This is a genomic window from Leisingera sp. JC1 (genome assembly GCF_001679925.1).
In the GTDB taxonomy this organism is placed as follows: Bacteria; Pseudomonadota; Alphaproteobacteria; order Rhodobacterales; family Rhodobacteraceae; genus Leisingera.
This window is the reverse complement of the sequence record NZ_LYUZ01000002.1, coordinates 1-25,833: the sequence shown is the minus strand read 5'-3', so window position 1 is coordinate 25,833 and position 25,833 is coordinate 1. Positions and strand designations below refer to the sequence as shown.

Below are 25,833 nucleotides of genomic sequence, written 5' to 3'. Positions count from 1 at the left end.
CCGCGCATTTCAAAATGGAATGTTTGTGATGGAACACGTCACGGAGTGTGATTGATCTTTCCGGCCTTCCAGCCATCCGGCCCAAGGGAGATTTCGCTGACTGACAGGTTGTCGATCCGGTGGGCAAAGGCCTCTTCCGCTGTCAGCATCTCAGCCCGCTGGATCTGAGTCAGGATCTGGCCGAAGTGGCCGACCACGATCAGGTCACGGCCCCGGTGCGCGCCGATAAGCCCGTCGATCGCTGTGTTTACACGGCTGCAAACCTGGTGCCAGCTTTCACCGCCCGGCGGTGTCACGTCGCCTGGTGTTTCCCAATAGGCCCGGATGCGCTCAGGGTCCTCTGCATCCACTTCGGCCCAGCTGCGCAGTTCCCAGGCGCCGAAATGGATTTCGCGCAACGCCTCAGCGTGGGGCAGGCGTTCCCGGCTGCCTTGGATTGCACTGGCGGTTTCCACCGCCCGGGACAGGTCCGAGGACACCACCAGCGCCTTGGCGGGCAGGTAATCCGACAAGCGGGAAAGGGCTGCTGTGTCCGACAAATCCGCAGGCAGATCGGACCAGCCCACCATGCATTTCGCATGGGTTGGCCCATGCCGCACCAGGAACAGCCGGGTGATCACAGCGTGCCCTTCAGAACCAGTGGCAGCCCGGCCGTGACCTGAACCACGGTGTCCGCGCGTGCGGCCAGCGCGATATTCAGTCGTCCTTGGGCCTCGCGGAAACGGCGGGCCAGCGTGTTTTCCGGCACAATGCCCAGCCCGGTTTCATTGGAGACAATCACCAGATCAGCCTGGCAGCGTTCCACGGCAGATAGCAATTCTTCGGTGGCGGCGTTCAGGTCGTGCTCCGCCAGCAAATGGTTTGTCAGCCACATCGTTGCGCAATCCATCAGGCAGATTTGACCGGAGTTGAGAGGGTCAAGAACCTGCGCGGCCGTTTCCGGTTCTTCAAAAGTCAGCCAGCCGCCCCCTCTTTGTTCGAGGTGCCGGGACACTTTTTCGCGCATTTCGGCGTCGAAAATTTGTGCGGTTGCCCAGTAAACTTTGTCTTTTCCGGTAGTTGAGCATAGCTGCTCGGCGAATGCCGACTTCCCCGAGGCGGCGCCCCCCAGAATAAAAGTTACATTTAACGGCATTTTTTGCTAACCTGTGAGTCCGAAGCCGTTCCTGTGGGTAACTGCAGGGCCCGGTGAAGACAAGAGACCGCAGCGTCCCGGGGTTCCACTTATTAAGGCCGGGATAGGCTGCGCAGGGGCCAAGATACAATTTAACTTTTCCATTTTGGCCTTTGGATGAGCCGTGAGTCTTATCCGCTGCGCTGTTGCTGCCGGCCTATGAATGCCGGGCCTCCAATTGTTGTAAGCACGCCTGCAGGCGGCAGTTTGTTAATTAGTTTCCGGGGGGAAATCACAATGGCACTTGATCAAACAGCCGAAAACCCATTGCCGAGACAGGCAATGAAGGCGGAACTTCTGGATGCAGAGACTGAGCGGCGCCTGGCCTATGCCTGGCGGGATGACCGCGACGTGCAGTCGCTGCACCGGCTTATCAACGCTTATATGCGTCTGGCCATTTCCATGGCGGCCAAGTTCAAGCGGTATGGGGCGCCGATGAACGACCTGATCCAGGAGGCAGGCCTGGGGCTCATGAAGGCGGCAGACAAATTCGACCCGGACCGGGGGGTGCGGTTCTCGACCTATGCGGTCTGGTGGATCAAGGCGTCGATCCAGGATTATGTGATGCGCAACTGGTCGATGGTCCGCACCGGCTCCACCTCGTCGCAAAAATCGCTGTTCTTCAACATGCGCCGGGTGCAGGCGCAGTTCGAGCGTGAAGCGCGGGCGTCGGGTGTGAAGCTGGACCGGCACCAGCTGCACCAGAAGATCGCCACAGAAATCGGTGTGCCGTTGCGCGACGTTGAAATGATGGAGGGGCGCCTGTCCGGTGCCGACTTCTCGCTCAATGCCATCCAGTCCGCCGATGAAGAGGGCCGCGAATGGATTGATGCGCTGGAGGATGAAGCGTCGCAGGCCGAGGAACTGGTGCAGGAGCGCCATGACCGCCGCCAGCTGCGCAAATGGCTGGTGGGTGCGCTGCAGGCGCTGAACGACCGCGAGCGGTTCATCATCACCGAGCGCAAGCTGCGCGAACGCCCGCGCACGCTGGAAAGTCTGGGCCTGGAACTTGGCCTGTCCAAGGAGCGGGTGCGCCAGCTGGAGGCAGGTGCCTTCCAGAAGATGCGCAAATGCCTTGAAGGCCAATCTCGCGAGGTGCACAAACTGCTTTCATGAGAAAGCGATTGAATGGCCTGAAAATGATTGCAAGCGCCGCCGCCCTGGCGGCGCTTTGCGTGTCCGGTGCCCGTGCGGAAGAGCTTTCCGGCGTCGTTGAAGCGCTGCGGGGGGCGGATGTGGTGATCCTGGGCGAGGTTCATGACAACCCTGTGCACCACCAGCGGCAGGCACAGCTCCTTCTGGTGCTGAAGCCCAGGGCCGTGGTCTGGGAGATGATCACGGCAGAGCAAGCGGAGGGGCTGGAAGCCGGTGTTCTTGGTGATGCAGAGCAGACGGCCGAAGCGCTGAACTGGGCGGCAAGCGGCTGGCCGGATTTCGGCCTGTATGCCCCGGTTTTCGCGGCGGCCARGGGCGCCCGCCAGTATGGCGCACTGGTGCCGCGAAGTGATGCGTCCAAAATCATGAGTGAAGGTGCAGTTGCCTACTTCGGAGCCGGGATGTCCGCGCGTTTCGGTCTGGATCAGCCGTTGCCGGAAGAGGAGCAGGCGGCAAGGGAGGCGGACCAGCAGGCCAATCACTGCAACGCCATGCCAGAGGAAATGCTGCCGGTTCTCGTGAACTTCCAGCGTCTGCGCGATGCTGCGCTGGCGGCGGCTGCGGACAAGGCCTTGGCGGAAACCGGCGGCCCGGTTGCTGTCATCACCGGCAACGGCCACGCAAGCACGGACCGGGGGCTGGCGGTCTATCTGGCAAAAGCCCGGCCTGAGGTAGCAATCCGAAGCTTGGGACAGTCGGAGGACGGGAAGATCAGCGGGCAATTTGATCTGGTGCTGGATGCGCCATCGGTCGAGCGGCCTGATCCCTGCCTGGCCTTCCGCAAGGACGGCTGACTGCTTCACACTTTTGCCGCGCCGCAGTAAGGTCGCGGGAAACCGGGGCGAGGATGCGCAGATGCTGGCTGGCAAACATATTCTATTGATCATCGGCGGCGGCATTGCGGCCTATAAGTCGCTGGAGCTGATCCGCCGCCTGCAGGACCAAGGCGCCCGGGTGACACCGGTGCTGACCAGGGCCGGCGCCGAGTTCGTAACGCCGCTGTCAGTTTCTGCCCTGGCCGGGACGGCAGTGCATCAGGAGCTGTTCGACCTGACGGCAGAGGCCGAGATGGGCCATATCCAGCTGTCGCGCAGTGCAGACCTTCTTGTGGTGGCGCCGGCCACCGCCGATTTGATGGCGAAGATGGCGCAAGGCTTTGCCAATGACCTCGCCTCGACGCTGCTGCTGGCAACCGACACGCCTGTGCTGCTGGCGCCTGCGATGAACGTCCGCATGTGGGAGCACCCGGCAACGCAGCGCAATCTTGAAGCCCTGAAGGCAGACGGTGCCTCTTTCGTTGGTCCTAACGAGGGCAGCATGGCTTGCGGCGAATTCGGTCCCGGCCGGATGGCGGAGCCCGACGAGATTTTGGCTGCCATCTCCGCCAAGCTCGCGGACGGGCCCCTGAAGGGAAAGCGCATCCTGGTCACCTCCGGCCCCACGCATGAGCCGATTGACCCGGTGCGCTATATCGCCAACCGCTCCTCCGGGGCGCAAGGGGCAGCGGTGGCCCGTGCTCTGCGAGATTTGGGGGCTGAGGTCGTGTTTGTCACGGGCCCCGCAGAGGTGCGTCCGCCTGAGGGCGTGCAGGTGGTGCCGGTAGAAAGCGCCCGCGAGATGGAAGCCGCTGTGCAGCAGGCACTGCCCGCCGACGCTGGTGTCTTTGCCGCCGCGGTGGCGGACTGGCGGGTTGCCAGCGCCTCGGACCGCAAGCTGAAGAAATCCAAGGATGGTTTGCCGGTGCTGGAATTCGCGGAAAACCCCGACATCCTGAAAACCGTCTCGCAGATGAAGAAGGGCCGGCCGGGTCTGGTGGTTGGCTTTGCGGCGGAAACCAACGACGTGATCGAGAACGCCACCGCCAAACGCAAGCGCAAGGGCTGCGACTGGATCGTAGCCAATGATGTTTCCCCCGCTACCGGCATCATGGGCGGCAGCGAAAACGCGGTGATCCTGATCTCTGACGAAGGCGCCGAGGAATGGCCGCGCACGGGCAAGGACGAAGTCGCTCGCAAGCTGGCAGAACGGATCGCGGCGGCGCTGGCCGGGTGAATTTGAGTATTTGAGCAAAGAAGAAGCAGGGGCGCTTTGATGGTGACTATCCGTGTGATCCACGATGAGGGGGCAGACTGGGATGTGCCGCTGCCGTCGTATGAAACTGCCGGTGCCGCCGGTGCCGACGTGCGCGCCAACCTGCCGGACCGTAGCTGCCTGGTGCTGCAGCCGGGGGCGCGCAAACTGGTGCCGACCGGTCTGCGGATCGAGATCCCGGCAGGCTATGAGGTGCAGATCCGCCCCCGCTCCGGGCTGGCGCTGAAGCATGGCATCACCTTGCCCAATACGCCGGGCACCATCGACAGCGATTACCGCGGCCCGCTGGGGGTGATCCTGATGAATGCCGGGCAGGAGCCCTTTGAGGTTCTCCACGGAGAACGCATCGCCCAAATGGTGGTGGCGCCTGTTCTGCAGGCACGGTTCGAGCTCGCTGATGATCTTTCGGAGACCAGTCGCGGCGGCGGCGGCTTCGGCTCCACCGGGCGCGGCTGATGCTGCGCATTTTCATCCTCGCCGCGCTGATCTGGTGGGGCGGGCGTTTTGCCCATCTGCCGCGCAGTATCCGCGTTGCGATGCTTGTTCTCTTGTTTGCTGCGGTTCTAGCCATTCAACTGACGCTGCCGGACGGGCACCCGCTGCGCGAAAGCACCGGCGGCTCGGCAGCACCCTGGCTGATGCTCGGCGGCTTTGCCCTTGTGGCCGGGTTTTATGCGCGTATCGTTGCCGCCCTGAAAACCCGKGCCCAGCCCCAGGAAGCAGAGATGAATCAGCCCGCCAGCACCTTCAGCGAAAGCGAGCTTGACCGCTATGCCCGCCACATCGTCCTGCGGGAACTGGGCGGGCCGGGGCAGAAGAAGCTGAAGAAAGCCAAGGTGCTGGTGATCGGCGCGGGCGGGCTGGGGGCGCCTGCGCTGCAATACCTCGCGGCGGCCGGCGTCGGCACTATCGGGGTGATCGACGACGATGCGGTCGACAACGCCAATCTGCAGCGCCAGGTGATCCACCGGGACGAGGACATCGGCAAGCCCAAGGTGTTTTCGGCCCAGGCCGCGATGCAGGCACAGAACCCCTATGCGGAGGTGCGCCCGTACAACCGCCGTCTGACAGAAGATGTCGCGGCAGAGCTGTTTGCGGAATATGACCTGATCCTCGACGGCACTGACAATTTCGAAACCCGCTATCTGGCTAACCGCACCGCGGTGGCGCTGGGCAAGCCGCTGATCTCCGGCGCGCTGTCGCAGTGGGAGGGGCAGCTGAGCGTGTTCCATCCGGCCCAGGACGGCCCCTGTTACCAGTGCATTTTCCCAGAGGCCCCAGCAGCCGGTCTTGCGCCCAGCTGCTCCGAGGCCGGGGTGGTCGGCCCGCTGCCCGGCGTGGTCGGGTCGATGATGGCGGTGGAGGCGGTCAAGCAGATCACCGGCGCCGGGGCTGTGCTGCGCGGCGAGATGCTGATCTATGACGGTCTGTATGGCGAAACCCGCAAAATCCGCCTGTCCCGGCGGGCGGACTGCCCGGCCTGCAGCGGCAAAGCGGAAAGCTGAACGCCGCCAGTGAACGAAGCCTACTACATCGCGCTCCTTTGCGGCGCCCTGTTCGGCGGCCAGCCGGAACGGGTGCATGATTTCACCTATTCCGGCGGCGGCTCCTCGATCCGCACCGATTGCGAGAACGAGAACCGCGTCATCGAGTTCGGGCTGGATAAGCGCAGCAGTCTCGACAGTATTCAGCAGGCGCTGTTTGCGGCAGAGATCACCGGCAAGGAGCCGGTGGTAGTGCTGATCGATACCGATGGCAAAATGGGCCGCTTCGAATGGCGCATTGCCCGCGCAGCCAATGTGGCGGATGTGCCCATCCGCATCATTCCGGCGGAGCTGACAGCGGGCGACGGGGCAGGCGGCTGAGACAGCGGACCTGTGCCGGGAAAGGCCAATTGCAGCCCCCTGTCTTTGCCGCTAGCGTCACCCGCAAAGGAGACCCTTCACATGTCCAACCCGCTTCTGTCCCGCTGGGACACGCCGTTTGAAATCGCCCCGTTCAACAGCATTTCCGATGACGATTTTGCCCCCGCTCTGGAACAGGCGCTGGCAGCGCATAAGGCGCAGATCGACGCCATCGCAAACAGTTCCGAGCCGCCCGCATTTGCCAATGTGATCGAAGCGCTGGAGACGCCGTGCCGTGAATTGGAGCAGGTGCTGGGCGTGTTCTTCACCGTGGCGGGGGCTGACAGCAACCCCAAGCGGGAAGAGCTGCAGCGGGAGTTTTCTCCGAAACTCGCGGCGCATTTTTCAGCCATCACCGCGAACAAGGCGCTTTATGCGCGCATCAAGGCAGTGTGGGACCAGCGCGCGGAATTGGACCTGACAGAGGAACAGCAGCGGGTGCTGATGCTGACCCATCGCGGTTTTGTCCGCGGCGGTGCGGCGCTGGAAGGTGACGCCGACATCCGGATGCAGGAGATCAAGGGGCGGCTGGCCACCTTGGGCACCCAGTTCACCCAGAACCTGCTGGCGGATGAGCGCGAGTGGTTCATGGAGCTTAGCGAGGAGGATCTGGAAGGCCTGCCGGATTTCGTGGTCAAGGCGGCCCGCGCGGCTGGCGAGGAAAAGGGCGCAAGCGGCCCGGTGGTCACCCTGTCGCGGTCGCTGATCACGCCGTTCCTGCAATTCTCGCCCCGCCGCGACCTGCGCGAGAAAGCCTTCAACGCCTGGGCCGCCCGCGGCGCCAATGGCGGCGGGACCGACAACCGCGCCATCGCGGCGGAGATCCTGCAGTTGCGTGAAGAACGCGCGCAGTTGCTGGGCTACGAAAACTTCGCAGCCTATAAACTGGAAACCGAAATGGCCAAGACGCCGGAGGCAGTCCGCGGGCTGCTGATGGAGGTCTGGGGGGCGGCCAAATCTCGCGCCGATCAGGATGCGCAGATCCTGACTGACATGATGCAGGAGGACGGCGTCAACGGCGATCTGGAACCCTGGGACTGGCGCTACTACGCCGAGAAACGCCGCAAGGCAGAACATGACCTGGATGAGGCGGCACTAAAGCCCTACCTGCAGCTGGACCGGCTGATCGAGGCGTCTTTTGCCTGCGCCAGCCGCCTGTTCGGGCTGGAGTTCACACCGCTGAACGTGCCGCTTTACCACCCCGACTGCCGTGCTTGGGAGGTGACCCGGAACGGGAGCCATGTGGCGGTGTTCATCGGCGACTATTTCGCCCGCGGCTCCAAACGCTCGGGAGCCTGGTGCTCAGCCATGCGGCAGCAGGCCAAGTTCCCTGATGTTCAGTCACCTGTGGTGATCAACGTTTGCAACTTCGCCAAGGGCGACCCGGCGCTCTTGTCCTGGGACGACGCCCGCACCCTGTTTCATGAGTTCGGCCACGCGCTGCACCAGATGCTGTCCAATGTGACTTACGAGAGCATCTCCGGGACTTCGGTTGCTCGTGATTTTGTCGAACTGCCCAGCCAGCTTTATGAACACTGGCTGGAAGTGCCGGAGGTGCTGCAGGAGTTTGCTACCCACGCGGAAACCGGCGAGCCGATGCCGCAGGAGATGCTGGAGAAAGTGCTGGGGGCGGCCAATTTCGACATGGGCTTCCAGACGGTGGAATATGTTGCCTCCGCCCTGGTCGACCTCGCCTTCCACGATGGGGCAGCACCAGCCGACCCGATGGCAAAGCAGGCTGAAGTTCTGGAGGAAATCGGCATGCCGAGGGCGATCATCATGCGCCATGCCACCCCGCATTTCGCGCATGTGTTTGCAGGTGACGGCTATTCCTCGGGCTATTACAGCTACATGTGGTCAGAGGTGATGGACGCCGATGCCTTTGCTGCCTTTGAGGAGGCAGGCGGGGCCTTCGATGCGGAGCGTGCCAAGGCGGTGGAGGCGCATATCCTTTCCACCGGCGGGTCTGTTGATCCGGCTGAGCTATACACCGCATTCCGCGGGCGGCTGCCGGGAGTGGAGGCGCTGCTGAAAGGCCGCGGCCTGGCTGCGGAATAAGAGACACGCCCTGACGGGCGCTGCCTGCGGATTGAGTATTTTGGGAAAGATGAAAGAGCGGGCGCCAGTCCGCTCTTTTGCGTTCAGTAGCCGAGGCTGCGGTCGACCAGATGCAGCAGCGTCTCCCCCGCCTCGGCGCGGCGGATGTTTTCGGCGATGACTTCGGCCGCGGTGCTTTCGCGGGTTTCCGAGGCGATGTGCGGCGTGACGGTCACATTGGGATGCGCCCAATAGGGGTGTTCCGGCGGCAGCGGCTCGACGCGGAATACGTCCAGCGTTGCATGGCCCACCTGTCCGCTGTCCAGTGCCGCCAGCAGTGCGGCGTCATCAATCAGCGGCCCGCGGCCCGGGTTAATGATCCTGGCCCCCTTGGGCAGCAGCGCCATGGTTTCGGCGTTCAGGGTATTTTCTGTTGCGGGCGTATCGGGCAGCAGCAGAATGACGATCTCCGCCTGCGCCAGTGCCGTCTTCAGCCCCTCTGCGCCGGAGTAGCAGGCAATGCCCGCGATGTCCTTTTGGCTCCGGCTCCAGCCGGAAACCTGAAACCCGAGTGCGGCCAAGGCTTTTGCTGAGGCAGTTCCCAGCGCGCCAAGGCCCAGCACAGTCACGCTGCGGTCCTTCGCCAGCGGCGGGGCTTTGGGTTTCCAGTGCCCGTTCTGGCCGAGGATATGCACGTCCATGCCCAGGTGATAGCGCAGTGTGTGGCCCACCACCCATTCGGTCATGCCCCGTTCCAGCCCGCTGTCCACCATTCGGGTAAGCGGCACTGCGGCAGGCACGACAGGCACGATCTTTTCAACGCCTGCCCACATGCTCAGCACCGCCTTCAGGCGGGAGAAGGGAGTGAAATCGCTGACGGGGCCGCTGGGGGCGTAGACGATATAGTCCACCTCTTCCGGCGCAAATTCAGTGCGCAGATCGGCATCCACGCCAAGCCGGGCAAGCTCTGTCTTCAAAAGCGGCTCATAGACGGGCCAGCCATCGGGGCGGCCTGCAAACAGGACATTGGCGGTCATGGAAACTCCCTGAATATCTAACGTGACGCCTGGCGCGGGCGGTGGATATGGGCGCTTTGCACGATGCCGAAGGCGCCCAGCAGCACCAGCATCGCAGAGCCGCCGTAAGAAACCATCGGCAGCGGCACGCCAACTACCGGCGCCAGCCCCATCACCATTGACATGTTCACGGCAAAGAACAGGAAGAAGGTGATGGCGATGCCCATGATCACCAGCGAGGAGAACCGGTCCTTGGCGGCAATCGCGGAGGCGATGCAGAACACGATGATCAGCATGTAGATCGACAGCAGGGTCACGCCGCCGATGAAGCCGAATTCCTCCGCCAGGGTGGTGAAGATGAAGTCGGTGTGCTTTTCCGGCAGGAAGTTCAGCCGCGACTGGGTGCCTTGCATGAAGCCGCGCCCGGACCAGCCCCCGGACCCCAGTGCAATCTTGGACTGGGTGATGTGGTAACCCGCGCCCAAGGGGTCCTGCGAGGGATCGAGGAAGGTGTCGATGCGGCGGAACTGGTAGTCCTTCAGCAGTTGCCAGTCGGTGCCGCGGCTTTGAAAAACCGCGCTGACCAGCCCCACGCCAGCCGCAATCACCGCCACGAAATAGGCCCAATGCACGCCCGCCAGGAACATTACCCCGCCGCCCGCCGCCATCAGCAGGATCGAGGTGCCAAGGTCCGGCTGCTTCAGCACCAGCGCCGTCGGAATGAGGATCAGCGCCACCGGCAGCAGCACCCACAAGGGGCGCGAGGTCTTCTCGGCTGGCAGCCAGTCGTAATAGGCGGCCAGCAGCATCACCAGGGCAATCTTGGTCACTTCCGAGGGCTGCAGCCGCATGAAACCGATGTCGATCCAGCGCTGCGCGCCCATGCCGACGGTGCCGAACAGCTCCACCGCGACCAGCAGCGCCAGCGACCCCAGGTAGGCCACCACCGAGATATTGCGCCAGAACCAGATCGGGATCATCGCGACCACAAACATGACGCCAAGGCCGAGTGCAAAGCGTTTGACCTGCGGTTCCACCCAGGGGCTGAAGGACCCGCCCGCCACCGAATAGAGCATCAGGAAGCCGACGCTGGACACCGTGGCCAGCAGCAGGGTCAGCCCCCAGTTCAAATGCAGAACCTTGCGCAGGCCAGTGGGTGTCGATTTGGCGTGGTACTCTAGATAGCTCATGCCCGGCTGCTCCTGCTGCCCAGCGGGCGCTTGACGCGTTCACGCTCAAGCCGTTCCTGCTGTGCCTTGATGCGGCTGCGGTCGGCCTTGGGATAGGCTTCCAGCGGCGGGGTGCCGTTGTACAGCGCCTGAAGCATCACGTCGCGGGCCACCGGGGCTGCCGCCTTGGAACCGCCGCCGCCATGCTCGACAACCACAGCAACCGCATATTTCGGCTTGTCATAGGGCGCAAAGCAGACAAACAGCGCGTGGTCGCGCCGTTCCCATGGCAGGTCCTCGTTTCGGATCACCCCGGCTGCGCGCTCGGCGGCGGTGATGTTGCGGACCTGGCTGGTGCCGGTCTTGCCAGCCATCTCCATTTCCTTGGGAGCAATGCGGGAGCGGTAGGCAGTACCGCGGCGGTCGTTGCTGACTGAATACATACCGCGGCGGACCATGCGCAGGCTGTTTTCGCTGACTGGCAGCGGCTCGCCCGCGCCGCTGGGCTGCTCGACACCGTCCAGCGATTTCAGCAGCCGCGGCGTCACGCTGCGGCCAGTGGCAATCCGCGCTGACATGACGGCCAGCTGCAGGGGCGAGGCCAGCATGTAGCCCTGCCCGATCGAGGCGTTTGCCGTATCGCCGATCAGCCAGTCCTTGCCATAGGAGCTGGATTTCCACTCCTTGGTCGGGGTGATGCCTTGGGCGACCGCCGACATCGGCAAGTCGTGCTTGATACCCAGGCCGAACAGATTGGCCATTTCGGAAATCTTGTTTATGCCGGTCTTGATCGCCACGTCGTAGTAATAGACGTCGCAGGACCGCTTCAGAGAGGTGTTCAGGTCCACATGCCCGTGGCCCGCCCGTTTCCAGCAGTGAAAGCGGCGGCCGGCAACTTTCAGGTGGCCGGGGCACCAGACGGTTTCCTCCGGCCCGACCACACCGTTTTCCAGCGCCGCCAGTGCGGTGATCATCTTGAAAGTGGAGCCGGGCGGGTAGGTGCCCTGCACCGTCTTGTTGGAGAGCGGCCGGTAATTGTCCTCGGTCAGCATCCGGTAGTCGGCTACCGAAATGCCGCGCACGAACAGGTTTGGGTCGAAGCTGGGCGAGGAGCAGATCGCTCGGATATCGCCATCTTCACAGTCGATTACCACCGCAGCGGCGCTTTCCCGGCCCAGCCGCGCCTGCACGTAATTCTGCAGTTCGGCGTCGATGGTCAGCTGCATGTCGGCGCCGGAGATCCCCTCGCGCCGGTCCAGCTCGCGCATCACCCGGCCGGTGGCGTTGACCTCCACCCGCTTGGCGCCGGCCTTGCCGCGCAGCACGTCCTCGCGTTTAGCCTCGAAGCCGACCTTGCCGATCTGAAAGCGCGGGATCATCAAGACCGGCTCCGGGTCTTCCATCTTGCTCAGGTCATAGTCGGAGACCGGCCCCACATAGCCGATGACATGAGCAAAATCGCCAAGCTGCGGATAAACCCGGGTCAGGCCCACCTCCGGCGTGACACCAGGCAGGGCAGGGGCGTTCACTGCAACTTTGGAAATATCCTCCCAGCCGATTTGGTCCGCCAGGGTAATCGGCAGAAACGGCGGCGAGCGGCGCATCTCGGTGCGGGCGCGCTCCAGATCTTCCGGGTCCAAAGGCACCAGGCTGGAGAGTTTGGCGATCACCGCCTCCACATCGCCCGCATCCTCCGGCACAACGGTGATCCGGTATGAGGGCGAGTTCTGCGCGATGATCAGCCCGTTGCGGTCAAAGATCTGCCCGCGGGCCGGCGGCAGCAGGCGGATGTTGATCCGGTTTTCCTCGGCGAGCAGGCGGAACTCATCGGCTTGGTCCACCTGCAGATAGCGCATCCTGGCGGCCAGCCCGCCGGCAAAGGCCAGCTGCAGCCCGCCCAGGAACAGCGCCCGCCGGGTCATCTTGCCATGTGCGGCATCCAGATCCTTGGGATTGCGTTTCATCAGCGGCTCACCAGGGTTTCGGCTTCAGAAGGGGACAGTTTGCGCACCCCGAGAATAGACTGGCTGGCCCAAACCGCCAGCGGATAGGCAGCAATAGTCATCACAACCTGGATAACGGTCAGGCTCAGCTGTGCCTGGGCAACCCCGAACAGGGTCAGGATCAGCCGGTTCAGCGTGGCAATCCCGGTCAGTACCAGCGCAACGGCCAGCCATTCGCTGGCAAAGGTGCTTTCCCGGTGGGGTGCTGCGCGGCCCTTGAGGAAGCCGCAGCCCAGCACCGTCAGCAGCGCCAGCGGCCCTGGCGGGCGGTGGAAAAGCAGATCCGCCAGCAGCATCACCAGGCCGATGGACAGCGCGGGCACATAGTCCGGGCGGCGCAGGCTCCAGGCCATGGCCAATGCCAGCAGCAGATCCGGCGGTGACCAGAAGCGCGGCTCGGTTTCCAGCGGCAGCAGGTGGAAGAACATGATCAGCAGTGCAACTGCGGGAAAGGCCGCGCGCATGGTCCAGATCCGGGCGGGAGAGGTGTTAGCCATTGCCGGCCTCTGCCGTGCTTTCGGCGCTGTCCTCCCCCAGGGTTTCGGGCCGCGGCTGCGGCTGCGGGTCGCCGGGGGCGGCGCCGACCAGCCCGCCGGGATCCTGAATCACTTGCGTGCCGTGATGGCGCAGCACCCGCAGGAATTCCAGCCGCCCGTAGTCAGCAGACAGCCGCACGCGCATCCGTCCCGACCGGTCCTTGGCCACCTGGCCGATCAGCAGGCCCGCCGGAAAGACAGAGCCGTCGCCGGACGAGATCACCCGGTCGCCGGGGCGCACCAAGTCGGGGTTTTCCAGAAAACTGAGCACCGGCGCGGCGCTGTTATCGCCGGTGACCAGAGCGGTCTGGCCGGAGGGCTGGATGGTGGCGGGCACGGCGCTGGCGGCATCGGTCAGCAGGATCACCCGCGCGGTGTTGCGCCCGGTGCCGGAGATCCGTCCCACCAGGCCGATGCCGTCCATCGCGGCCCAGCCATCATGGACACCGTCGCGGCTGCCGACGTTCAGAAGCACCGACTGCCGGAACGGGGAGCCGCTGTCTGCCATCACCACGCCGGTGATATACGTCAGCTGCGGATCCAGCCGTACGTTGTTGAGGTCCAGCAGCCGCGCGTTTTCCTGTTCCAGCTGCAATGCCGCCTCTTTCCAGGCCCGCATCTGCCGCAACTCGCTGCGCAACTCGCGGTTCTGCTCGGCCAGCCGCTGGTAGCTTTGGAAATCGCGGATCAGGTTTATTGCAGCGGTGACCGGCACCATCGCCCAGTCCATGCTGGGCACCACTGTGTCGACCACCTGGGCGCGGAACCGTTCCACCCGCGGGCTGTCGATGCGCCAGACGACAAAGATTGCCGCAAGGCACAGACACAGCACCGCTGTCAGCAGACGCCGCAGCGGGGTTGCGTAATCATCGCGCTGTGACTTGTCCTTTGCCACGTCTCTCCTTCCAGCCGCCACTCCAGCCTGTCAGCTGGCGCCGTTCTGGCGGGCGGGGCTGTTAGCTGTCGTAGTCGATGGCGTGGGCCAGCTGCTTTTCGAACTCCAGCGCCTTGCCGGTGCCAAGCGCCACGCAGTTGAGGCTCTCGTCCGCGATGGAGACGGCCAGACCGGTCTGCTCGCGCAGGGCAAGGTCCAGATCACCCAGCAAAGCACCGCCGCCAGTCAGCATGACGCCGCGGTCAACGATGTCGGCGGCCAGATCCGGCGGGGTGGTTTCCAGCGCGGTCATCACGGCTTCGCAGATTTGCTGTACCGGCTCGGCCAGCGCTTCTGCCACCTGGGCCTGGGAAATCTCGATCTCCTTCGGCACACCGTTCAGCAGGTCGCGGCCGCGGATCTGCATCGACTGGCCGCGGCCGTCGTCGGGCATCCGGGCGGTGCCGATGGAGGTCTTGATGCGCTCGGCGGTGGATTCGCCAACCAGCAGGTTCTGCTGGCGGCGCAGATAGCTGATGATCGCCTCGTCCATGCGGTCGCCGCCGACACGGACAGAGCGGGCGTAAACGATGTCGCCCAGCGACAGAACCGCCACTTCGGTGGTGCCGCCGCCGATGTCGACAACCATGTTACCGGTCGGGTCGGTGATCGGCATGCCGGCACCGATGGCGGCGGCAATCGGTTCGGCAATCAGGCCGGCGCGGCGGGCGCCTGCGGACAGCACCGACTGGCGGATCGCGCGTTTTTCAACCGGGGTGGCACCATGCGGCACGCAAACAATGATTTTAGGCTTGGAGAAGGTCGAACGCTTGTGCACCTTGCGGATGAAGTGCTTGATCATCTCCTCGGCGGTGTCGAAGTCGGCAATCACGCCTTCGCGCATCGGCCGGATCGCCTCGATCGAGCCAGGGGTGCGGCCCAGCATCAGCTTGGCGTCCTCGCCGACGGCCAGCACCTTCTTGACGCCGTCCTTAACGTGGTAGGCGACCACGGAAGGTTCGGACAGGATCACTCCGCGGCCCTTGACATAAACCAGAGTGTTGGCTGTGCCGAGGTCGATGGCCATGTCCGAGGAGAACAGACCGCCCAAGTTTCCGAAAAGCGCCATATAGAAGGGATCCTGTGAGTGCTGCCAATATTCCTTGGGCGACTCCCCTCAGAAGCCGCCTTCCCAAACCTTATAAGCGGCACGGCTGGGCCGCGAAAGGGCGTATTATGGTGAAACAGCGCCTTTCCGCCCACTATATAGAGCCTCAACCTAGCCGCGTTCCTGCACTGTTCCTGCTGGAGCTGAAAGGCGTGCCTGGTCTGGAATGTGTCGCTTCGGAACGTCTGGCCGTCAGCTTCGGAAGATCCGCTTCATTTCGGCGTCGAAATGAGCCCAGGTCAGGCTGGCGCTGTTGCCGGCATAGCCCTCGTAATAGGATTTCCCGGTGGAGATTGGCAGTCCGGCCCAGATCTTGGCCAGATTCAGCATGAAGGTCTTGCGCGGCATTTCCGACGCCAGGAAGGCGCTGTAGCCGGCCTCCTCCACCAGTTGGTGCGCCAGCTGGTCCTGCAGCTCCGGCGTGAAGCGGGCCTGCGGTTTCACCCCCTGGTGCTTAACGAGCCGCCGAAGCGTTGCGGGGATGAACTGATAGCGGCCGATGGCATGGGGCTGTCCCGGGGTGGCGTCGATCCAGGCGTTGATCTCCGCAATAGTCATGCTTGTGGGTTTTTTCGGCGGCTTGCGGGTGGCCCCGTACTGCACCGCATCATACTGCGCCTTGCCGGCCTCGGCGCTGGCGATCAGGTCCAGCAAACGTTTGACGCTGGGCGGTGCCTTCAGGATAGGGGCAAACAGTCCGCCGCCGCTGCGGCCGCGGAACAGGCTGGCGGCACTCGGGTTGAGCGATACCGCCCCGCGGCCTTGGTCCGCGCCGGGCAGGGTGTCCGGCAGCAGGCTGGCAATGGCCTGCGGTGCCGGGCCTGGGACCGCAGCTGCGGGCGCCGGTCCGGGCATCGGGGCAGAGGCCTTTTGCAGGAAGAAATTATTGCCAACCAGCGAATAGCCTTGCGCGCTGACGGCAGCTGCTGTGCACAGCAGCAGGGCCAGAAACGTCACGATCAGGGCAAGGGCGCTCATTCTGAGGGGCATGGGAACCTGCATTCTGCGGTATCTCGTCGAGGGCAGTCTGCCGCAGCGGGGTTGAGATTCCGTTTACCGGGCGTACGCCGCCTCTTCCGCCCTTTGGAAATAGCGGCTAGAGGGGGCTCATGCTCTCATATCAGCACATCTACCACGCCGGAAACCTGGCCGATGTCCAGAAGCACGCGCTGCTTGCCTGGATGCTGGCCTATCTTACCCGCAAGGACAAACCGGTCAGCTATCTCGAGACCCACGCAGGCCGGGGGCTCTACCAGCTGGACGCGCCCGAGGCCGTGAAGACAGGCGAGGCGGAGCAGGGCATCACCAAGGTGCTGGCAGAGCAGGGGCTGGCGGCGGATCATCCGCTGCACCGCGCCCTGTCTGAAACCCGCAAGGCGCACGGCGCGGCTGCCTATCCCGGATCACCGCTGATCGCAGCCTCGCTGCTGCGCCCGGGTGACTCGCTTCATTTTGCCGAGCTGCACCCGCAGGAAAACGCCGCGTTGCGCGCCGCGCTGAAGCCTTGGAAGGCCAAGGTGCATCAGCAGGACGGGTTTGAGCTGGCCATGTCGCTGGCGCCCCCAACCCCGCGCCGCGGGTTGTTGCTGATCGACCCGAGCTACGAGATCAAATCCGACTATGCCCGCATCCCCGGCATCATCGGCCAGTTGCACAAGAAGTGGAACGTCGGCGTTATCGCGCTCTGGTATCCGATCCTGCGGGACGGCAGCCACAAGCAGATGCTGAAGGCGCTGGAGGCGCAGGGGCTGCCTGATGCTCTGCGGCACGAAGTATCCTTTCCGCCAGTGCGCGAAGGACACCGGATGGTCGGCAGCGGCATGTTCGTGGTCAACGCGCCCTTTGGCGCGGCAGAGGAAGCCGCGCGGATTTCGGCGCTGTTCGAGGCAGTTTCCCGCAAGTAACCCCGGATCGCGCGTTCGACCCGCTGGACCAGCGAGGCACCGCCTGCCTCACCGCTAAGGGCAGCGGCGTTGATCATCCCCTTGGCAATGGCCACTACGTCGCGCGCCTCCTGCGGTCCGGCATCGGGGGCGAAACGGCGGATGGTGTCCAGCACGATCTGCGCCATTTCCTGGGCCAGCGCCGCGGTTTCCGGTGCCAGCTGCAGGTGCTGTTCAGCATATTCTGCCTCCACCGCCAGCCGGGGACGTTCAAACTGGTGCCGCATCCCGGCGGCCAGCAACTCGCGCAAGGCAACCTCCTGAGGCGCATTCTGGCAGCGCTTTGCAGCGTCCCGCATCCAGCCCAGCAGCTCTGCCCGCTTGCTGCGCAGCACCGCGGCCAGAACCGCCTCTTTGTTGGGGAAATACTGATACAGTGAGCCGATGCTGACGCCGGCCCGCTCGGCTATCGCATTGGTGGTCAATCCCTCCCGCCCCGCGTTTTCCAGAATGCGAGCCGCCGCCTCCACGATCGCCTCCTGCGTGGCACGGGAACGGGCCTGGCGCGCTTGTTTTCTTGGGCTGTGCATCGCGGGTTCCTTTCAGCCGGGAACGCGAGTTGAGAATGTGAGCAATCCTTCACATTCTTGGCAGTAAAGGCAACATCCCGGAGGTAACCCGATGAAAATGACCATCTTCCTGCTGCTCAACGCCACCCCCGGCTGGCTGCGCATCAGCCGCGCGGAACGCAGCCGCATCGCTGCCGCTGCGCTGGAGCCCTTCACCCGAAACGGGCTGTCGCTGCGCCATTTCGATGCCGAAGCCTTCCATGCCGACTGCAGCGATGTGGCGATGATCGAGGCAGAGACGCCAGAGGCCTACTATTTTGCGATCGAACAGCTGCGGGACACTGCGCTGATCACCGAGGGCTACTTCACGGTTACTCAGATCATCCCGTCTTATGAAAACGGTTTTCGCGCCTACGAGGCTGCCAATGCGGTTTGACGGCAAACGTGTCCTGGTTACGGGCGCCTCCCGCGGGATCGGGCGGGCACTGGCATTGCAGCTGGCGGCAGAAGGCGCGGAGGTTCTGGCGCTGGCGCGCACCAGCAAAGCGCTGGAGGACCTGCCAGAGGGTATTGAGCGGCTGGCCTGCGACCTGACGGACGGCAGCGCGCGCACTGCGCTGATTGCCGGGCTGCAGGGGCAACGGCTGGACGGGGTGATCAACAACGCGGGCATTCAGATCGCCGCTGACTTTGCCAAAGGCACAGCAGACCTGCAGGATATAGAGCAGGAACTGGCGGTGAACCTGACAGCGCCTATTCATCTTGCGGCAGGGCTGCTTCCGGTTCTGGCGCAATCCCCGGGCAGCTTTCTGGTCAATGTAACCTCCGGTCTCGCGCTTGCACCGAAACGGCAGGCGGCTGTCTACTGCGCTTCCAAGGCCGGCCTGCGCAATTTCACTCGCGCCCTGCGTTATCAGGCTGAGGATGCGGGGCTGCCAGTGCGCATTTCCGACTGCGTGATGGCGCTGGCGGCGACGCAGATGACCTCCGGGCGCGGCCGCGGCAAGATCAGCCCCAACGTTGCCGTGGCCGCCTTGCTGGACGGGGTGGCTGCAGGCAATAGCGAAATCTGGGTCGGGCAGATGAAGCTGCTGCGGCTGATCCACCGCCTCTCTCCGGCGCTGGCGGCCCGCATCCTGCGCGGCTAAGGATTTGCAAATAATTTTGAAATCCTGTGCTTTCCCGCTACGCTTTCCGGAAAGGAGGGCGCGACATGGAACGCAGGCTGGCCGCCGTGCTGGCGGCGGATATGGTTGGCTACAGCCGCCTGATGGACGTGGATGAGCAGGGCACGCTGGCCCGTCTTCGCACCCACCGGATCGAACTCATTGACCCTGCGATATCCAAGAACCGCGGTTCCATCATAAAGACCACCGGCGACGGGATGCTGGTGGAATTCCCCAGCGTATGCGACGCCGTGGCCTGCGCTGCCGAGGTGCAGGACCGGATGCGCCGCCGCAACGCCGATGTGGTGCCCGGAAAACGCATCCAGTTCCGGATCGGCGTGAACCTCGGCGATATCATTTTTGATGACGGCGACATTTACGGCAGCGGCGTCAACGTGGCAGCCCGGCTGGAGCAATTTGCCGGCACCGGGGATGTCTGCATTTCTGCAGCGGTTTTTGATCAGGTCCGGCGCCTGGGCGGCTTGCAGTTCGAGGATCTGGGGCCGCAGCAGTTGAAAAACATCGCGGAACCGGTGCAGGTCTACCGGCTTCTGCTGGAAGGCGACGCCGCCGGCGCSGCGCCGGACCTGGATCACAATTCGGCTGAGCCGGTTGCCGTGGTCAAACCTTCCATAGCGGTGCTGCCCTTTGCCAATATGAGCGGCGACCCGGAGCAGGAGTTCTTTGCCGATGGGCTGACAGAGGACATCCTGACCGAACTCAGCCGCCGCCATGAGCTGTTCGTGATCTCCCGCAATTCGTCCTTTGTATACAAGGGGCAGGCGGTGAACATCCGCGAAGTGGCGGAGAAACTTGGTGCCCGCTATATCGTCGAAGGCAGCGTGCGCAAGGGTGGCAACCGTGTCCGGATCACGGTGCAGCTGATCGACAGCTGCAATGATTCCCATATCTGGGCCGAGAAATATGACCGTACCCTGGATGATATCTTCGAGATCCAGGATGAGGTGACATCGGCCATTGTCGCTACCCTGCCGGGGCGGATCGAAGCGGCGCAGCAGGATGAAGTCTCGCGCAAGAAACCCGCGAGCCTGGCGGCCTATGAATGTGTGCTGGCGGCCAAGGTGCTTCATCACCGCAGCACGGCTGAAGACAACGCCAAGGCGATGGAGCTGATCGACCGGGCGGTGGAGCTGGACCCTGAATTTGCCCATGCTCACGCCTGGCGCGGCTGCATCCGCGGTCAGGCCTGGGGATATGGCTGGTGCGATGATGTCGAGGAGATGCTTGAGCTGGCGCTGGAGTCGATCCAGAAAGCCGCGTCGATGGATGACAATGATGCGGATGTGCACCGGCTGATGGCGGCGGTGTCCATACTGCAGGAGAACCTCGATCAGGCGCAATACCATCAGGAACGCGCTTTGTCCCTGAACCCTAATTATGATCTGGTTGTGGTGCAGATGGGTGAATTGCTGACCTGGCAGGGACGGCCGGAGGAAGGCGCGGAATGGATCGAAAAGGCGATGCGCCTCAACCCGCATTTTCCGGTCCGCTTCTGGAGTCATCTAGGCAAGGCGCATTTTGCCGCGCGGCTCTATGAGCAGGCGTTGACTGACTTCAAGCGCCTGCCTGCTTTGGATGCGGTCCAGACTGGCTTGGTTGCGGCCTGCCATAGCTGGATGGGGAACACGCAGGAGGCGCAGGACTGCGTGGCGCAAATCCGGGTGATGCAGCCGGACGCCACGGCAGAGGCTTTGCTGGCGGGTCTGCATTACGGCCGCAGCGAGGACAAAGAGCATTTCACCGAAGGGCTGCGCAAAGCCGGGCTGGAATAGGCCGTAACAAAAAGGGCGCCGCAATGGGCGCCCTTTCGCTTTGAAGAATACCGGGCTCAGGCCAGATCTTTGTAGGAGATTTCCTTGGTGTCGGCGCCTTCGCCGACACGGCCGCGGCGCACGATCAGGCGGTTCAGCGCGTTCACGTAGGCTTTGGCCGAGGCAACAACCGTATCGGTATTCGCGCTTTCGCCGGTGGCGATGTTGCCGTCCTCTTCCAGTCGTACCGAAACCGTCGCCTGCGCGTCGGTGCCCTCGGTCACTGCATGCACCTGGTAGAGCTGCAGCCGGGCAGTGTTCGGATAAATCTTGCGGATTGCCTTGAAGGTCGCATCCACCGGCCCGTCACCCTCGGCAGTCTCCGTAACGTCCTTACCGTCGATCTCCATCTCGACGGTGGATTCCGCCGGGCCGCCAGTGCCGCAAACGACTTTCATCGAGACGATCTTGAGGTGGTCGTTTTCCGCGTCGGCGCCGATGCGCATCAGCGCGATGAGGTCGTCGTCGAACACTTCCTTCTTGCGGTCAGCCAGTTCCTTGAAGCGGACAAAAACGTCCTTCAGCTGGTTGTCGCCCACGTCGTAGCCAAGATGCTCCAGCTTGTCGCGCAGTGCGGCGCGGCCGGAGTGTTTGCCCAAGGGCAGCGAGGTGCCGGAAAGGCCGATGTCCTCGGGCCGCATGATCTCGAAGTTCTCGCGGTTCTTCAGCATGCCGTCCTGGTGGATACCGCTTTCGTGGGCAAAGGCGTTTTTGCCGACGATCGCCTTGTTCGGCTGCACCACAAAGCCGGACACGGTCGAGACCCGGCGCGAGACATGCATGATCTTGGTGGTGTCGATGCCGGTGGACCAGGGCATGATGTCATTGCGCGTCTTCAGCGCCATCACCACTTCCTCAAGCGCGGTGTTGCCAGCGCGTTCGCCGAGCCCGTTGATGGTGCATTCGATCTGGCGCGCACCGCCTGCCACGGCTGCCAGCGCGTTGGCGGTCGCCATCCCGAGGTCGTTGTGGCAGTGGGTGGCAAACACCACCTCATCCGCGCCCGGCACGGTTTCAATGAGGCGCTTGATCAGGTCGGCGCTTTCCGCTGGCGCGGTATAGCCGACGGTGTCGGGGATGTTGATGGTGGTGGCGCCGGCCTTGATGGCGATCTCGATCACCCGGCACAGGTAGTCCCACTCGGTCCGGGTTGCGTCCATCGGCGACCACTGCACGTTGTCCACCAGGTTGCGCGCGTGCGTCACCGTCTCGTGGATCTTGTCGGCCATCTCGTCCATCGTCAGGTTCGGGATGGCGCGGTGCAGCGGCGAGGTGCCGATGAAGGTGTGGATGCGCGGCTGCGCAGCCCTGCGCACCGCTTCGGCGCAGCGGTCGATGTCCTTGAAGTTGGCGCGCGCCAAGCCGCAGATCATCGCATTCTTGGAGCGTTCCGCAATCTCGGACACGGCAGCAAAGTCGCCCTCGGAGGCAATCGGGAAGCCGGCCTCAATGATGTCCACGCCCATCTCGTCCAGAAGCTCGGCAATCTCCAGCTTCTCGTCATGGGTCATGGTGGCGCCGGGGCTTTGCTCGCCGTCACGCAGGGTGGTGTCGAAAATCAATACACGGGATTTGTCGCCGGAAATCGGGGATGCATTTGTCATGATGGTATCTCTTGTCTCTGTCCTAGGCCCTTCCAGGGCATTCATAGCCTTCGATGGCGCGCGTGCGGCAATCCTCTGAGCGGGCGCGCCGGAAGGGCACGCTCAGAGGCGGGCTAGGATCAGTAGGGCGCGCAGAGCGGCACCGCGGGGAGCGGTGGCTGCAATTGTGATATCTGCGCAAATGGTCATGGCAGGGATTTATACAGAGGCACGGGCGAATGGAAAGAGGGATTCTGCCCTGTGCGGTTTTCGCAGTTGCCGTTGCGGCACGGCACCGATTTATCGGCGCTGCATGCCGCCGTATGCGGTAAGTGCAAGACAATATTGAAAAAGGGATATAATATAAGTAAGGACCTGCCGCAGTTTCAATGCGGCAGTTTGTCCGCACTGCGCCTTTTTTTGAGGCGGGAACGGCAATGGGTCTTGCGCCGGCAGGTTTTCCGGCGTTGACACCCCGGATCCGGCGCTCCCGTAGAGGAATGCGCCATCGATAGGAGGAAAAAGTGTCGAATAAAATTGTCCTTGGATATGACGACAGCGAGGCCGCCAAATCGGCGCTTGCTTTTGCCGTCAGCCTTGCCAAAGCGCAAGGGGCAGAGCTGGTAATCGCGCATGTGCTGGAATGGTCGCCCTATTCTTTCCTCACCCCGGAGGAGATCGAGCAGCGCCACAAGCGCCGCGAGGAAGAATTGAAGCGTGCAGAGGACGCCTTGCTGGCCCCCGTGCGCAAGAGCCTTGAAGACGACGGTGTCACCGTCTCGACTGAGCTTCGATACGGCCATATCGCGGAAACCCTGATCGAAGTGATCAAGAAGAGTGGCGCCAGCCATCTGATCATCGGCCGCACCGGCCATTCGGCACTGTCTTCGCGGCTGTTCGGCTCCGTCGCGGGCAGCCTGGCCCAGGCGGCTCCGGTTCCGGTCACCATCGTTCCCTAAAGAAAAACTCAGAGGACAGTCATGAGGAAATCAATCAAGGCGGCAGCCCTGTCTGCGCCGCTGCTGCTGGCGGCAACCGCCCCGGCGATGGCACAATCCGTCGACGAGCGCGTCAATGAGCTGTTTGCCAGTTCTACCGGCTGGTTCGTCAACCTGATCTTCAGCCCGTTCCCCGGCACCAGCTTCCCCTGGATCGTGGCCTGGCTGGTGGTTGCAGCCACCGTTTTCACCGTCTACTTCGGCCTGATCCAGTTCCGTGCCTTCCCGCACTCGATCTCGCTGGTCAAAGGCGACTACTCCGACCCCAATGATGCGGGTGAGGTCAGCCACTTCCAGGCGCTGGCAACCGCGCTGTCGGGCACTGTCGGCCTCGGCAATATCGCAGGCGTTGCGGTGGCCGTCGGCATCGGCGGCCCCGGTGCAACCTTCTGGATGATCCTGGCCGGCCTGATGGGCATGGCTTCCAAGTTCACCGAATGCACTCTGGGCGTGAAATACCGCAATGAGTTCGAAGACGGCCACGTCTCCGGCGGCCCGATGTATTACATGACCAAGGGCTTTGCCGAACGCGGCCTGCCGATGGGCAAGTTCCTGGCGGTACTGTTCTCGGTGTTCTGTATCCTCGGCGCCTTTGGCGGCGGCAACATGTTCCAGGCCAACCAGGCGCACGCGCAGATCTCCGGCGTTGTCGGCGATTATCCGGGCTGGATCACCGGCGTAGTCTTCGCCGCTGTGGTGTTCGCCGTGATCGTGGGCGGCCTCAAGTCGATTGCCCGCGTGACCGAAAAGGTCGTGCCGTTCATGGGTGTCATGTATGTGGCAGCGGCGCTGGTCATTCTGGCGATGAACGCTGACAAGATCGGCTGGGCATTCGGCCAGATCTTCGAAGGCGCTTTCACCGGTGCAGGTGTTGCCGGCGGCATGGTTGGCGCGCTGATCCAGGGCTTCAAGCGCGCGGCTTTCTCGAACGAGGCAGGCGTTGGCTCTGCAGCGATCGCCCACTCCGCGGTGAAAACCAAGGAGCCGATCACCGAAGGCTTCGTGTCGCTTCTGGAACCTTTCATCGACACCGTGGTGATCTGCACCATGACCGCGCTGGTGATCATCATCACCGGTCAGCTGATCCAGGATCCGAACACCGGCCTCTACCTGCTGGATGAGGGCGCAAGCACCATCCAGACCGTGGACGGCAACAAGGGCGTGGCGCTGACTTCGGCAGCCTTCTCCTCGGCCTTCAGCTGGTTCCAGTACGTGCTGGCGCTGGCAGTGATCCTGTTCGCGTTCTCCACCATGATCAGCTGGTCCTACTACGGCCTCAAGGCCTGGACCTTCCTGTTCGGCGAAGGCCAGACCACCGAGCTGGTGTTCAAGGTGATCTTCTGCATCTTCGTGGTGATCGGCGCAGCCGCAAACCTCGGCCCGGTGATCGACTTCTCCGACGCGGCAATCTTTGCCATGGCGGTGGTCAACATCATCGCGCTCTACTTCCTGATGCCGATCGTCAAGAAAGAGCTGAACAGCTACATGGCGCGCCTGAAATCGGGTGAGATCAAGAAGTACAGCTGATCGGCCCAATCCTGATCAAAGCTGAATGAGACAGGCCTTCCCGGGTAACCGGGGAGGCTTTTACTTTGGCTGGTCATAGCAGGTGTTCTCCACAATCCGGCGCAGCCCGGCAATCTGAACTGGCAGGTCTTTGGCCTGCGTCTGGCAGAACCCGATCAGCAGCCCCTGTGCGGCGCCTTCCGGGTCGTGCAAAGACAGTGGCCGGACGCCATATCCTGCCTCGGCTGCGCGGCGGCAAATCTCCGTGTCCTTCGGCGTGCACTTCAGATGAAACGCGATCTGCATCCCGGCATTGTGGCGGTGAAAACACCCCAGCGCCTCCGGCCAGCCCGCCAGCGCCTCAGCCGCCGCCGCATAGCGTTCCGCATAGAGCCTGCGGGCGCGGCGGATGTGGCGGTCATACTGGCAGGAGGCCATGAATTCCGCTAGCGGCCGCTGCGCCGTGATGGCGGCACCTGCACTAGGATGGATGAACTGCGCCCGGAACCGCGGCACCAGCGCTGGCGGCAGGATCGCATAGCCCAGCCGCAGCGCGTGGGAAAACGTCTTGGAAAACGTGCCCACATAGATGCAGCGCCCCTCGCGGTCCAAGGCGGCCATCGCAGGCACCGGCTGGCCCCCATAGCGGAATTCGCTGTCAAAATCGTCCTCAATGATCCAGCCGCCGCGCGCCCTGGCGGCTTGCAGAAAAGCCTGCCGCTGCGGCACCGGCAGGGTGCCGCCCAGCGGAAACTGATGCGAGGGTGTCAGCAGCGTGACCTTGGCCATCTTTTTCGGCATCTCGGCCCCGCGCGCACCAGCCCGCAGCCACTGCACCGGCCATCCACGGGCCTGCGCAAACCGCCGGGTGGGCGTGAAGCCGGGGGCTTCCAGCGCGATGTCCTCGCCCTCCACAAGAAACTCCATCGCCAGTTCCAGCGCCTCCCGCGCGCCGCTGGTCACCAGCACTTGTTCAGCGCTGCAGTCTATGCCCCGCCACCGCGCTGCATAGGCGGCGATTTCGCGCCGCAGTTCCGGGTCGCCAAAGGCATCCTCCTGGTGGCTCAGGCTCAGCGGGTTCATTCTTGCCACACGTGAAACACAGCGTGCCCAGGGCCGCGCGGGGAAAACCCCCGGATCCGGTGCGCCGGGCAGCAGCATTCCGGGGG

Annotated in this window: 24 protein-coding genes and 1 pseudogene; 13 read left to right on the top strand and 12 right to left on the bottom strand. The window is 63.5% G+C overall.

Annotated features, from left to right (window positions below):
- Positions 1–38: 38 nt before the first annotated feature.
- Both A9D60_RS02160 and cobU read right to left on the bottom strand, forming a co-directional pair.
- Positions 39–620 (bottom strand): histidine phosphatase family protein, encoded by a 582-nt coding sequence (locus tag A9D60_RS02160; RefSeq protein ID WP_065266093.1) that lies wholly within the window; start codon positions 618–620, stop codon positions 39–41.
- The gene (cobU, locus tag A9D60_RS02155; RefSeq protein ID WP_065266092.1) at positions 617–1,135 is read right to left on the bottom strand and encodes a bifunctional adenosylcobinamide kinase/adenosylcobinamide-phosphate guanylyltransferase; all 519 of its coding nucleotides are present in this window, start codon (positions 1,133–1,135) and stop codon (positions 617–619) included. The genes A9D60_RS02160 and cobU overlap by 4 nt, the downstream gene beginning before the upstream one ends.
- Before the next feature lie 276 nt (positions 1,136–1,411).
- Between cobU and A9D60_RS02150 the strand changes: the two genes are divergently transcribed.
- The 7 genes from A9D60_RS02150 to A9D60_RS02120 all read left to right on the top strand — a co-directional run bounded on the left by A9D60_RS02150 (position 1,412) and on the right by A9D60_RS02120 (position 8,382).
- Positions 1,412–2,290, top strand: coding sequence for an RNA polymerase factor sigma-32 (locus A9D60_RS02150; RefSeq protein WP_065266091.1), 879 nt, complete (start codon positions 1,412–1,414; stop codon positions 2,288–2,290).
- Positions 2,287–3,123, top strand: a complete 837-nt coding sequence (locus tag A9D60_RS02145; protein ID WP_065266090.1) for a ChaN family lipoprotein — start codon at positions 2,287–2,289, stop codon at positions 3,121–3,123. Before A9D60_RS02150 ends, A9D60_RS02145 begins: the two co-directional genes overlap by 4 nt.
- A gap of 61 nt (positions 3,124–3,184) precedes the next feature.
- A complete protein-coding gene (coaBC, locus tag A9D60_RS02140) occupies positions 3,185–4,381 on the top strand; it encodes a bifunctional phosphopantothenoylcysteine decarboxylase/phosphopantothenate--cysteine ligase CoaBC (protein WP_065266089.1) in 1,197 nt (398 codons plus the stop codon).
- A 39-nt stretch (positions 4,382–4,420) separates the two neighbouring features.
- Positions 4,421–4,876, top strand: a complete 456-nt coding sequence (gene dut / locus A9D60_RS02135; RefSeq protein ID WP_065266088.1) for a dUTP diphosphatase — start codon at positions 4,421–4,423, stop codon at positions 4,874–4,876.
- The gene (locus A9D60_RS02130; protein ID WP_065266087.1) at positions 4,876–5,925 is read left to right on the top strand and encodes a HesA/MoeB/ThiF family protein; all 1,050 of its coding nucleotides are present in this window, start codon (positions 4,876–4,878) and stop codon (positions 5,923–5,925) included. Before dut ends, A9D60_RS02130 begins: the two co-directional genes overlap by 1 nt.
- A 9-nt stretch (positions 5,926–5,934) precedes the next feature.
- Positions 5,935–6,285, top strand: coding sequence for a hypothetical protein (locus A9D60_RS02125; protein WP_065266086.1), 351 nt, complete (start codon positions 5,935–5,937; stop codon positions 6,283–6,285).
- 81 nt (positions 6,286–6,366) lie between these two features.
- The gene (locus A9D60_RS02120) at positions 6,367–8,382 is read left to right on the top strand and encodes a M3 family metallopeptidase (RefSeq protein ID WP_065266085.1); all 2,016 of its coding nucleotides are present in this window, start codon (positions 6,367–6,369) and stop codon (positions 8,380–8,382) included.
- 83 nt (positions 8,383–8,465) lie between these two features.
- Here the strand turns inward: A9D60_RS02120 and A9D60_RS02115 are convergent, their stop codons facing one another.
- From A9D60_RS02115 to A9D60_RS02085, 7 genes are all read right to left on the bottom strand, one after another.
- Positions 8,466–9,398 (bottom strand): 2-hydroxyacid dehydrogenase, encoded by a 933-nt coding sequence (locus tag A9D60_RS02115; RefSeq protein WP_065266084.1) that lies wholly within the window; start codon positions 9,396–9,398, stop codon positions 8,466–8,468.
- A 17-nt stretch (positions 9,399–9,415) separates the two neighbouring features.
- On the bottom strand, positions 9,416–10,567 hold the full coding sequence (rodA, locus tag A9D60_RS02110) for a rod shape-determining protein RodA (RefSeq protein WP_065266083.1): 1,152 nt from the start codon (positions 10,565–10,567) through the stop codon (positions 9,416–9,418).
- Complete coding sequence (gene mrdA / locus A9D60_RS02105; RefSeq protein ID WP_065266082.1) at positions 10,564–12,510, bottom strand: penicillin-binding protein 2; 1,947 nt, start codon at positions 12,508–12,510, stop codon at positions 10,564–10,566. The genes rodA and mrdA overlap by 4 nt, the downstream gene beginning before the upstream one ends.
- Entirely contained in the window at positions 12,510–13,046 is a 537-nt protein-coding gene (locus A9D60_RS02100) for a rod shape-determining protein MreD (protein WP_065266081.1), read from the bottom strand. The genes mrdA and A9D60_RS02100 overlap by 1 nt, the downstream gene beginning before the upstream one ends.
- The gene (gene mreC / locus A9D60_RS02095) at positions 13,039–13,980 is read right to left on the bottom strand and encodes a rod shape-determining protein MreC (RefSeq protein ID WP_065266080.1); all 942 of its coding nucleotides are present in this window, start codon (positions 13,978–13,980) and stop codon (positions 13,039–13,041) included. The genes A9D60_RS02100 and mreC overlap by 8 nt, the downstream gene beginning before the upstream one ends.
- Positions 13,981–14,041: 61 nt before the next feature.
- A complete protein-coding gene (locus A9D60_RS02090; protein ID WP_019297721.1) occupies positions 14,042–15,088 on the bottom strand; it encodes a rod shape-determining protein in 1,047 nt (348 codons plus the stop codon).
- A gap of 231 nt (positions 15,089–15,319) precedes the next feature.
- Positions 15,320–16,105 carry a hypothetical protein gene (locus A9D60_RS02085; protein WP_065266079.1) on the bottom strand — a complete coding sequence of 262 codons (786 nt, stop codon included), beginning with the start codon at positions 16,103–16,105 and terminating at the stop codon, positions 15,320–15,322.
- 131 nt (positions 16,106–16,236) lie between these two features.
- On the opposite strand from A9D60_RS02085, the gene A9D60_RS02080 reads away from it, so the two are divergent.
- The gene (locus A9D60_RS02080) at positions 16,237–17,031 is read left to right on the top strand and encodes a 23S rRNA (adenine(2030)-N(6))-methyltransferase RlmJ (protein WP_065266078.1); all 795 of its coding nucleotides are present in this window, start codon (positions 16,237–16,239) and stop codon (positions 17,029–17,031) included.
- Positions 17,032–17,414: 383 nt separating this feature from the next.
- On the opposite strand, the pseudogene A9D60_RS27320 reads toward A9D60_RS02080, so the two are convergent.
- Positions 17,415–17,600 (bottom strand): annotated as a pseudogene (locus A9D60_RS27320) (TetR family transcriptional regulator); the annotation flags it as partial.
- A gap of 91 nt (positions 17,601–17,691) precedes the next feature.
- Here A9D60_RS27320 and A9D60_RS02070 point away from each other — a divergent pair.
- The 3 genes from A9D60_RS02070 to A9D60_RS02060 all read left to right on the top strand — a co-directional run bounded on the left by A9D60_RS02070 (position 17,692) and on the right by A9D60_RS02060 (position 20,538).
- Complete coding sequence (locus A9D60_RS02070) at positions 17,692–18,015, top strand: darcynin family protein (RefSeq protein WP_065266076.1); 324 nt, start codon at positions 17,692–17,694, stop codon at positions 18,013–18,015.
- Positions 18,005–18,727, top strand: coding sequence for an SDR family NAD(P)-dependent oxidoreductase (locus A9D60_RS02065; RefSeq protein WP_065266075.1), 723 nt, complete (start codon positions 18,005–18,007; stop codon positions 18,725–18,727). Before A9D60_RS02070 ends, A9D60_RS02065 begins: the two co-directional genes overlap by 11 nt.
- Positions 18,728–18,792: 65 nt before the next feature.
- Positions 18,793–20,538, top strand: a complete 1,746-nt coding sequence (locus A9D60_RS02060) for an adenylate/guanylate cyclase domain-containing protein (protein ID WP_065266074.1) — start codon at positions 18,793–18,795, stop codon at positions 20,536–20,538.
- A 56-nt stretch (positions 20,539–20,594) separates the two neighbouring features.
- Here the strand turns inward: A9D60_RS02060 and A9D60_RS02055 are convergent, their stop codons facing one another.
- A complete protein-coding gene (locus A9D60_RS02055) occupies positions 20,595–22,181 on the bottom strand; it encodes a 2-isopropylmalate synthase (RefSeq protein ID WP_065266073.1) in 1,587 nt (528 codons plus the stop codon).
- Between the two features lie 503 nt (positions 22,182–22,684).
- Between A9D60_RS02055 and A9D60_RS02050 the strand changes: the two genes are divergently transcribed.
- Both A9D60_RS02050 and A9D60_RS02045 read left to right on the top strand, forming a co-directional pair.
- Positions 22,685–23,119 carry a universal stress protein gene (locus A9D60_RS02050; RefSeq protein ID WP_065266072.1) on the top strand — a complete coding sequence of 145 codons (435 nt, stop codon included), beginning with the start codon at positions 22,685–22,687 and terminating at the stop codon, positions 23,117–23,119.
- A 21-nt stretch (positions 23,120–23,140) separates the two neighbouring features.
- Positions 23,141–24,685: an alanine/glycine:cation symporter family protein gene (locus tag A9D60_RS02045; RefSeq protein WP_065266071.1), complete on the top strand. Its 1,545-nt coding sequence runs from the start codon at positions 23,141–23,143 to the stop codon at positions 24,683–24,685.
- Between the two features lie 60 nt (positions 24,686–24,745).
- Here A9D60_RS02045 and A9D60_RS02040 read toward each other — a convergent pair.
- The coding region (locus tag A9D60_RS02040) for an aminotransferase-like domain-containing protein (RefSeq protein WP_065266206.1) at positions 24,746–25,833 on the bottom strand (1,088 nt) is incomplete at its 5' end.

What these genes read in the sequence shown, in the direction of transcription:
- A9D60_RS02100 (WP_065266081.1), bottom strand. Translation starts at nt 13,046, where the DNA reads ATGGCTAACACCTCTCCCGCCCGGATCTGGACCATGCGCGCGGCCTTT.
- A9D60_RS02150 (WP_065266091.1), top strand. Translation starts at nt 1,412, where the DNA reads ATGGCACTTGATCAAACAGCCGAAAACCCATTGCCGAGACAGGCAATG.
- A9D60_RS02045 (WP_065266071.1), top strand. Translation starts at nt 23,141, where the DNA reads ATGAGGAAATCAATCAAGGCGGCAGCCCTGTCTGCGCCGCTGCTGCTG.
- A9D60_RS02065 (WP_065266075.1), top strand. Translation starts at nt 18,005, where the DNA reads ATGCGGTTTGACGGCAAACGTGTCCTGGTTACGGGCGCCTCCCGCGGG.
- mrdA (WP_065266082.1), bottom strand. Translation starts at nt 12,510, where the DNA reads ATGAAACGCAATCCCAAGGATCTGGATGCCGCACATGGCAAGATGACC.
- rodA (WP_065266083.1), bottom strand. Translation starts at nt 10,567, where the DNA reads ATGAGCTATCTAGAGTACCACGCCAAATCGACACCCACTGGCCTGCGC.
- cobU (WP_065266092.1), bottom strand. Translation starts at nt 1,135, where the DNA reads ATGCCGTTAAATGTAACTTTTATTCTGGGGGGCGCCGCCTCGGGGAAG.
- A9D60_RS02080 (WP_065266078.1), top strand. Translation starts at nt 16,237, where the DNA reads ATGCTCTCATATCAGCACATCTACCACGCCGGAAACCTGGCCGATGTC.
- A9D60_RS02085 (WP_065266079.1), bottom strand. Translation starts at nt 16,105, where the DNA reads ATGAGCGCCCTTGCCCTGATCGTGACGTTTCTGGCCCTGCTGCTGTGC.
- A9D60_RS02070 (WP_065266076.1), top strand. Translation starts at nt 17,692, where the DNA reads ATGAAAATGACCATCTTCCTGCTGCTCAACGCCACCCCCGGCTGGCTG.
- A9D60_RS02090 (WP_019297721.1), bottom strand. Translation starts at nt 15,088, where the DNA reads ATGGCGCTTTTCGGAAACTTGGGCGGTCTGTTCTCCTCGGACATGGCC.
- A9D60_RS02055 (WP_065266073.1), bottom strand. Translation starts at nt 22,181, where the DNA reads ATGACAAATGCATCCCCGATTTCCGGCGACAAATCCCGTGTATTGATT.
- coaBC (WP_065266089.1), top strand. Translation starts at nt 3,185, where the DNA reads ATGCTGGCTGGCAAACATATTCTATTGATCATCGGCGGCGGCATTGCG.
- A9D60_RS02115 (WP_065266084.1), bottom strand. Translation starts at nt 9,398, where the DNA reads ATGACCGCCAATGTCCTGTTTGCAGGCCGCCCCGATGGCTGGCCCGTC.
- dut (WP_065266088.1), top strand. Translation starts at nt 4,421, where the DNA reads ATGGTGACTATCCGTGTGATCCACGATGAGGGGGCAGACTGGGATGTG.
- A9D60_RS02120 (WP_065266085.1), top strand. Translation starts at nt 6,367, where the DNA reads ATGTCCAACCCGCTTCTGTCCCGCTGGGACACGCCGTTTGAAATCGCC.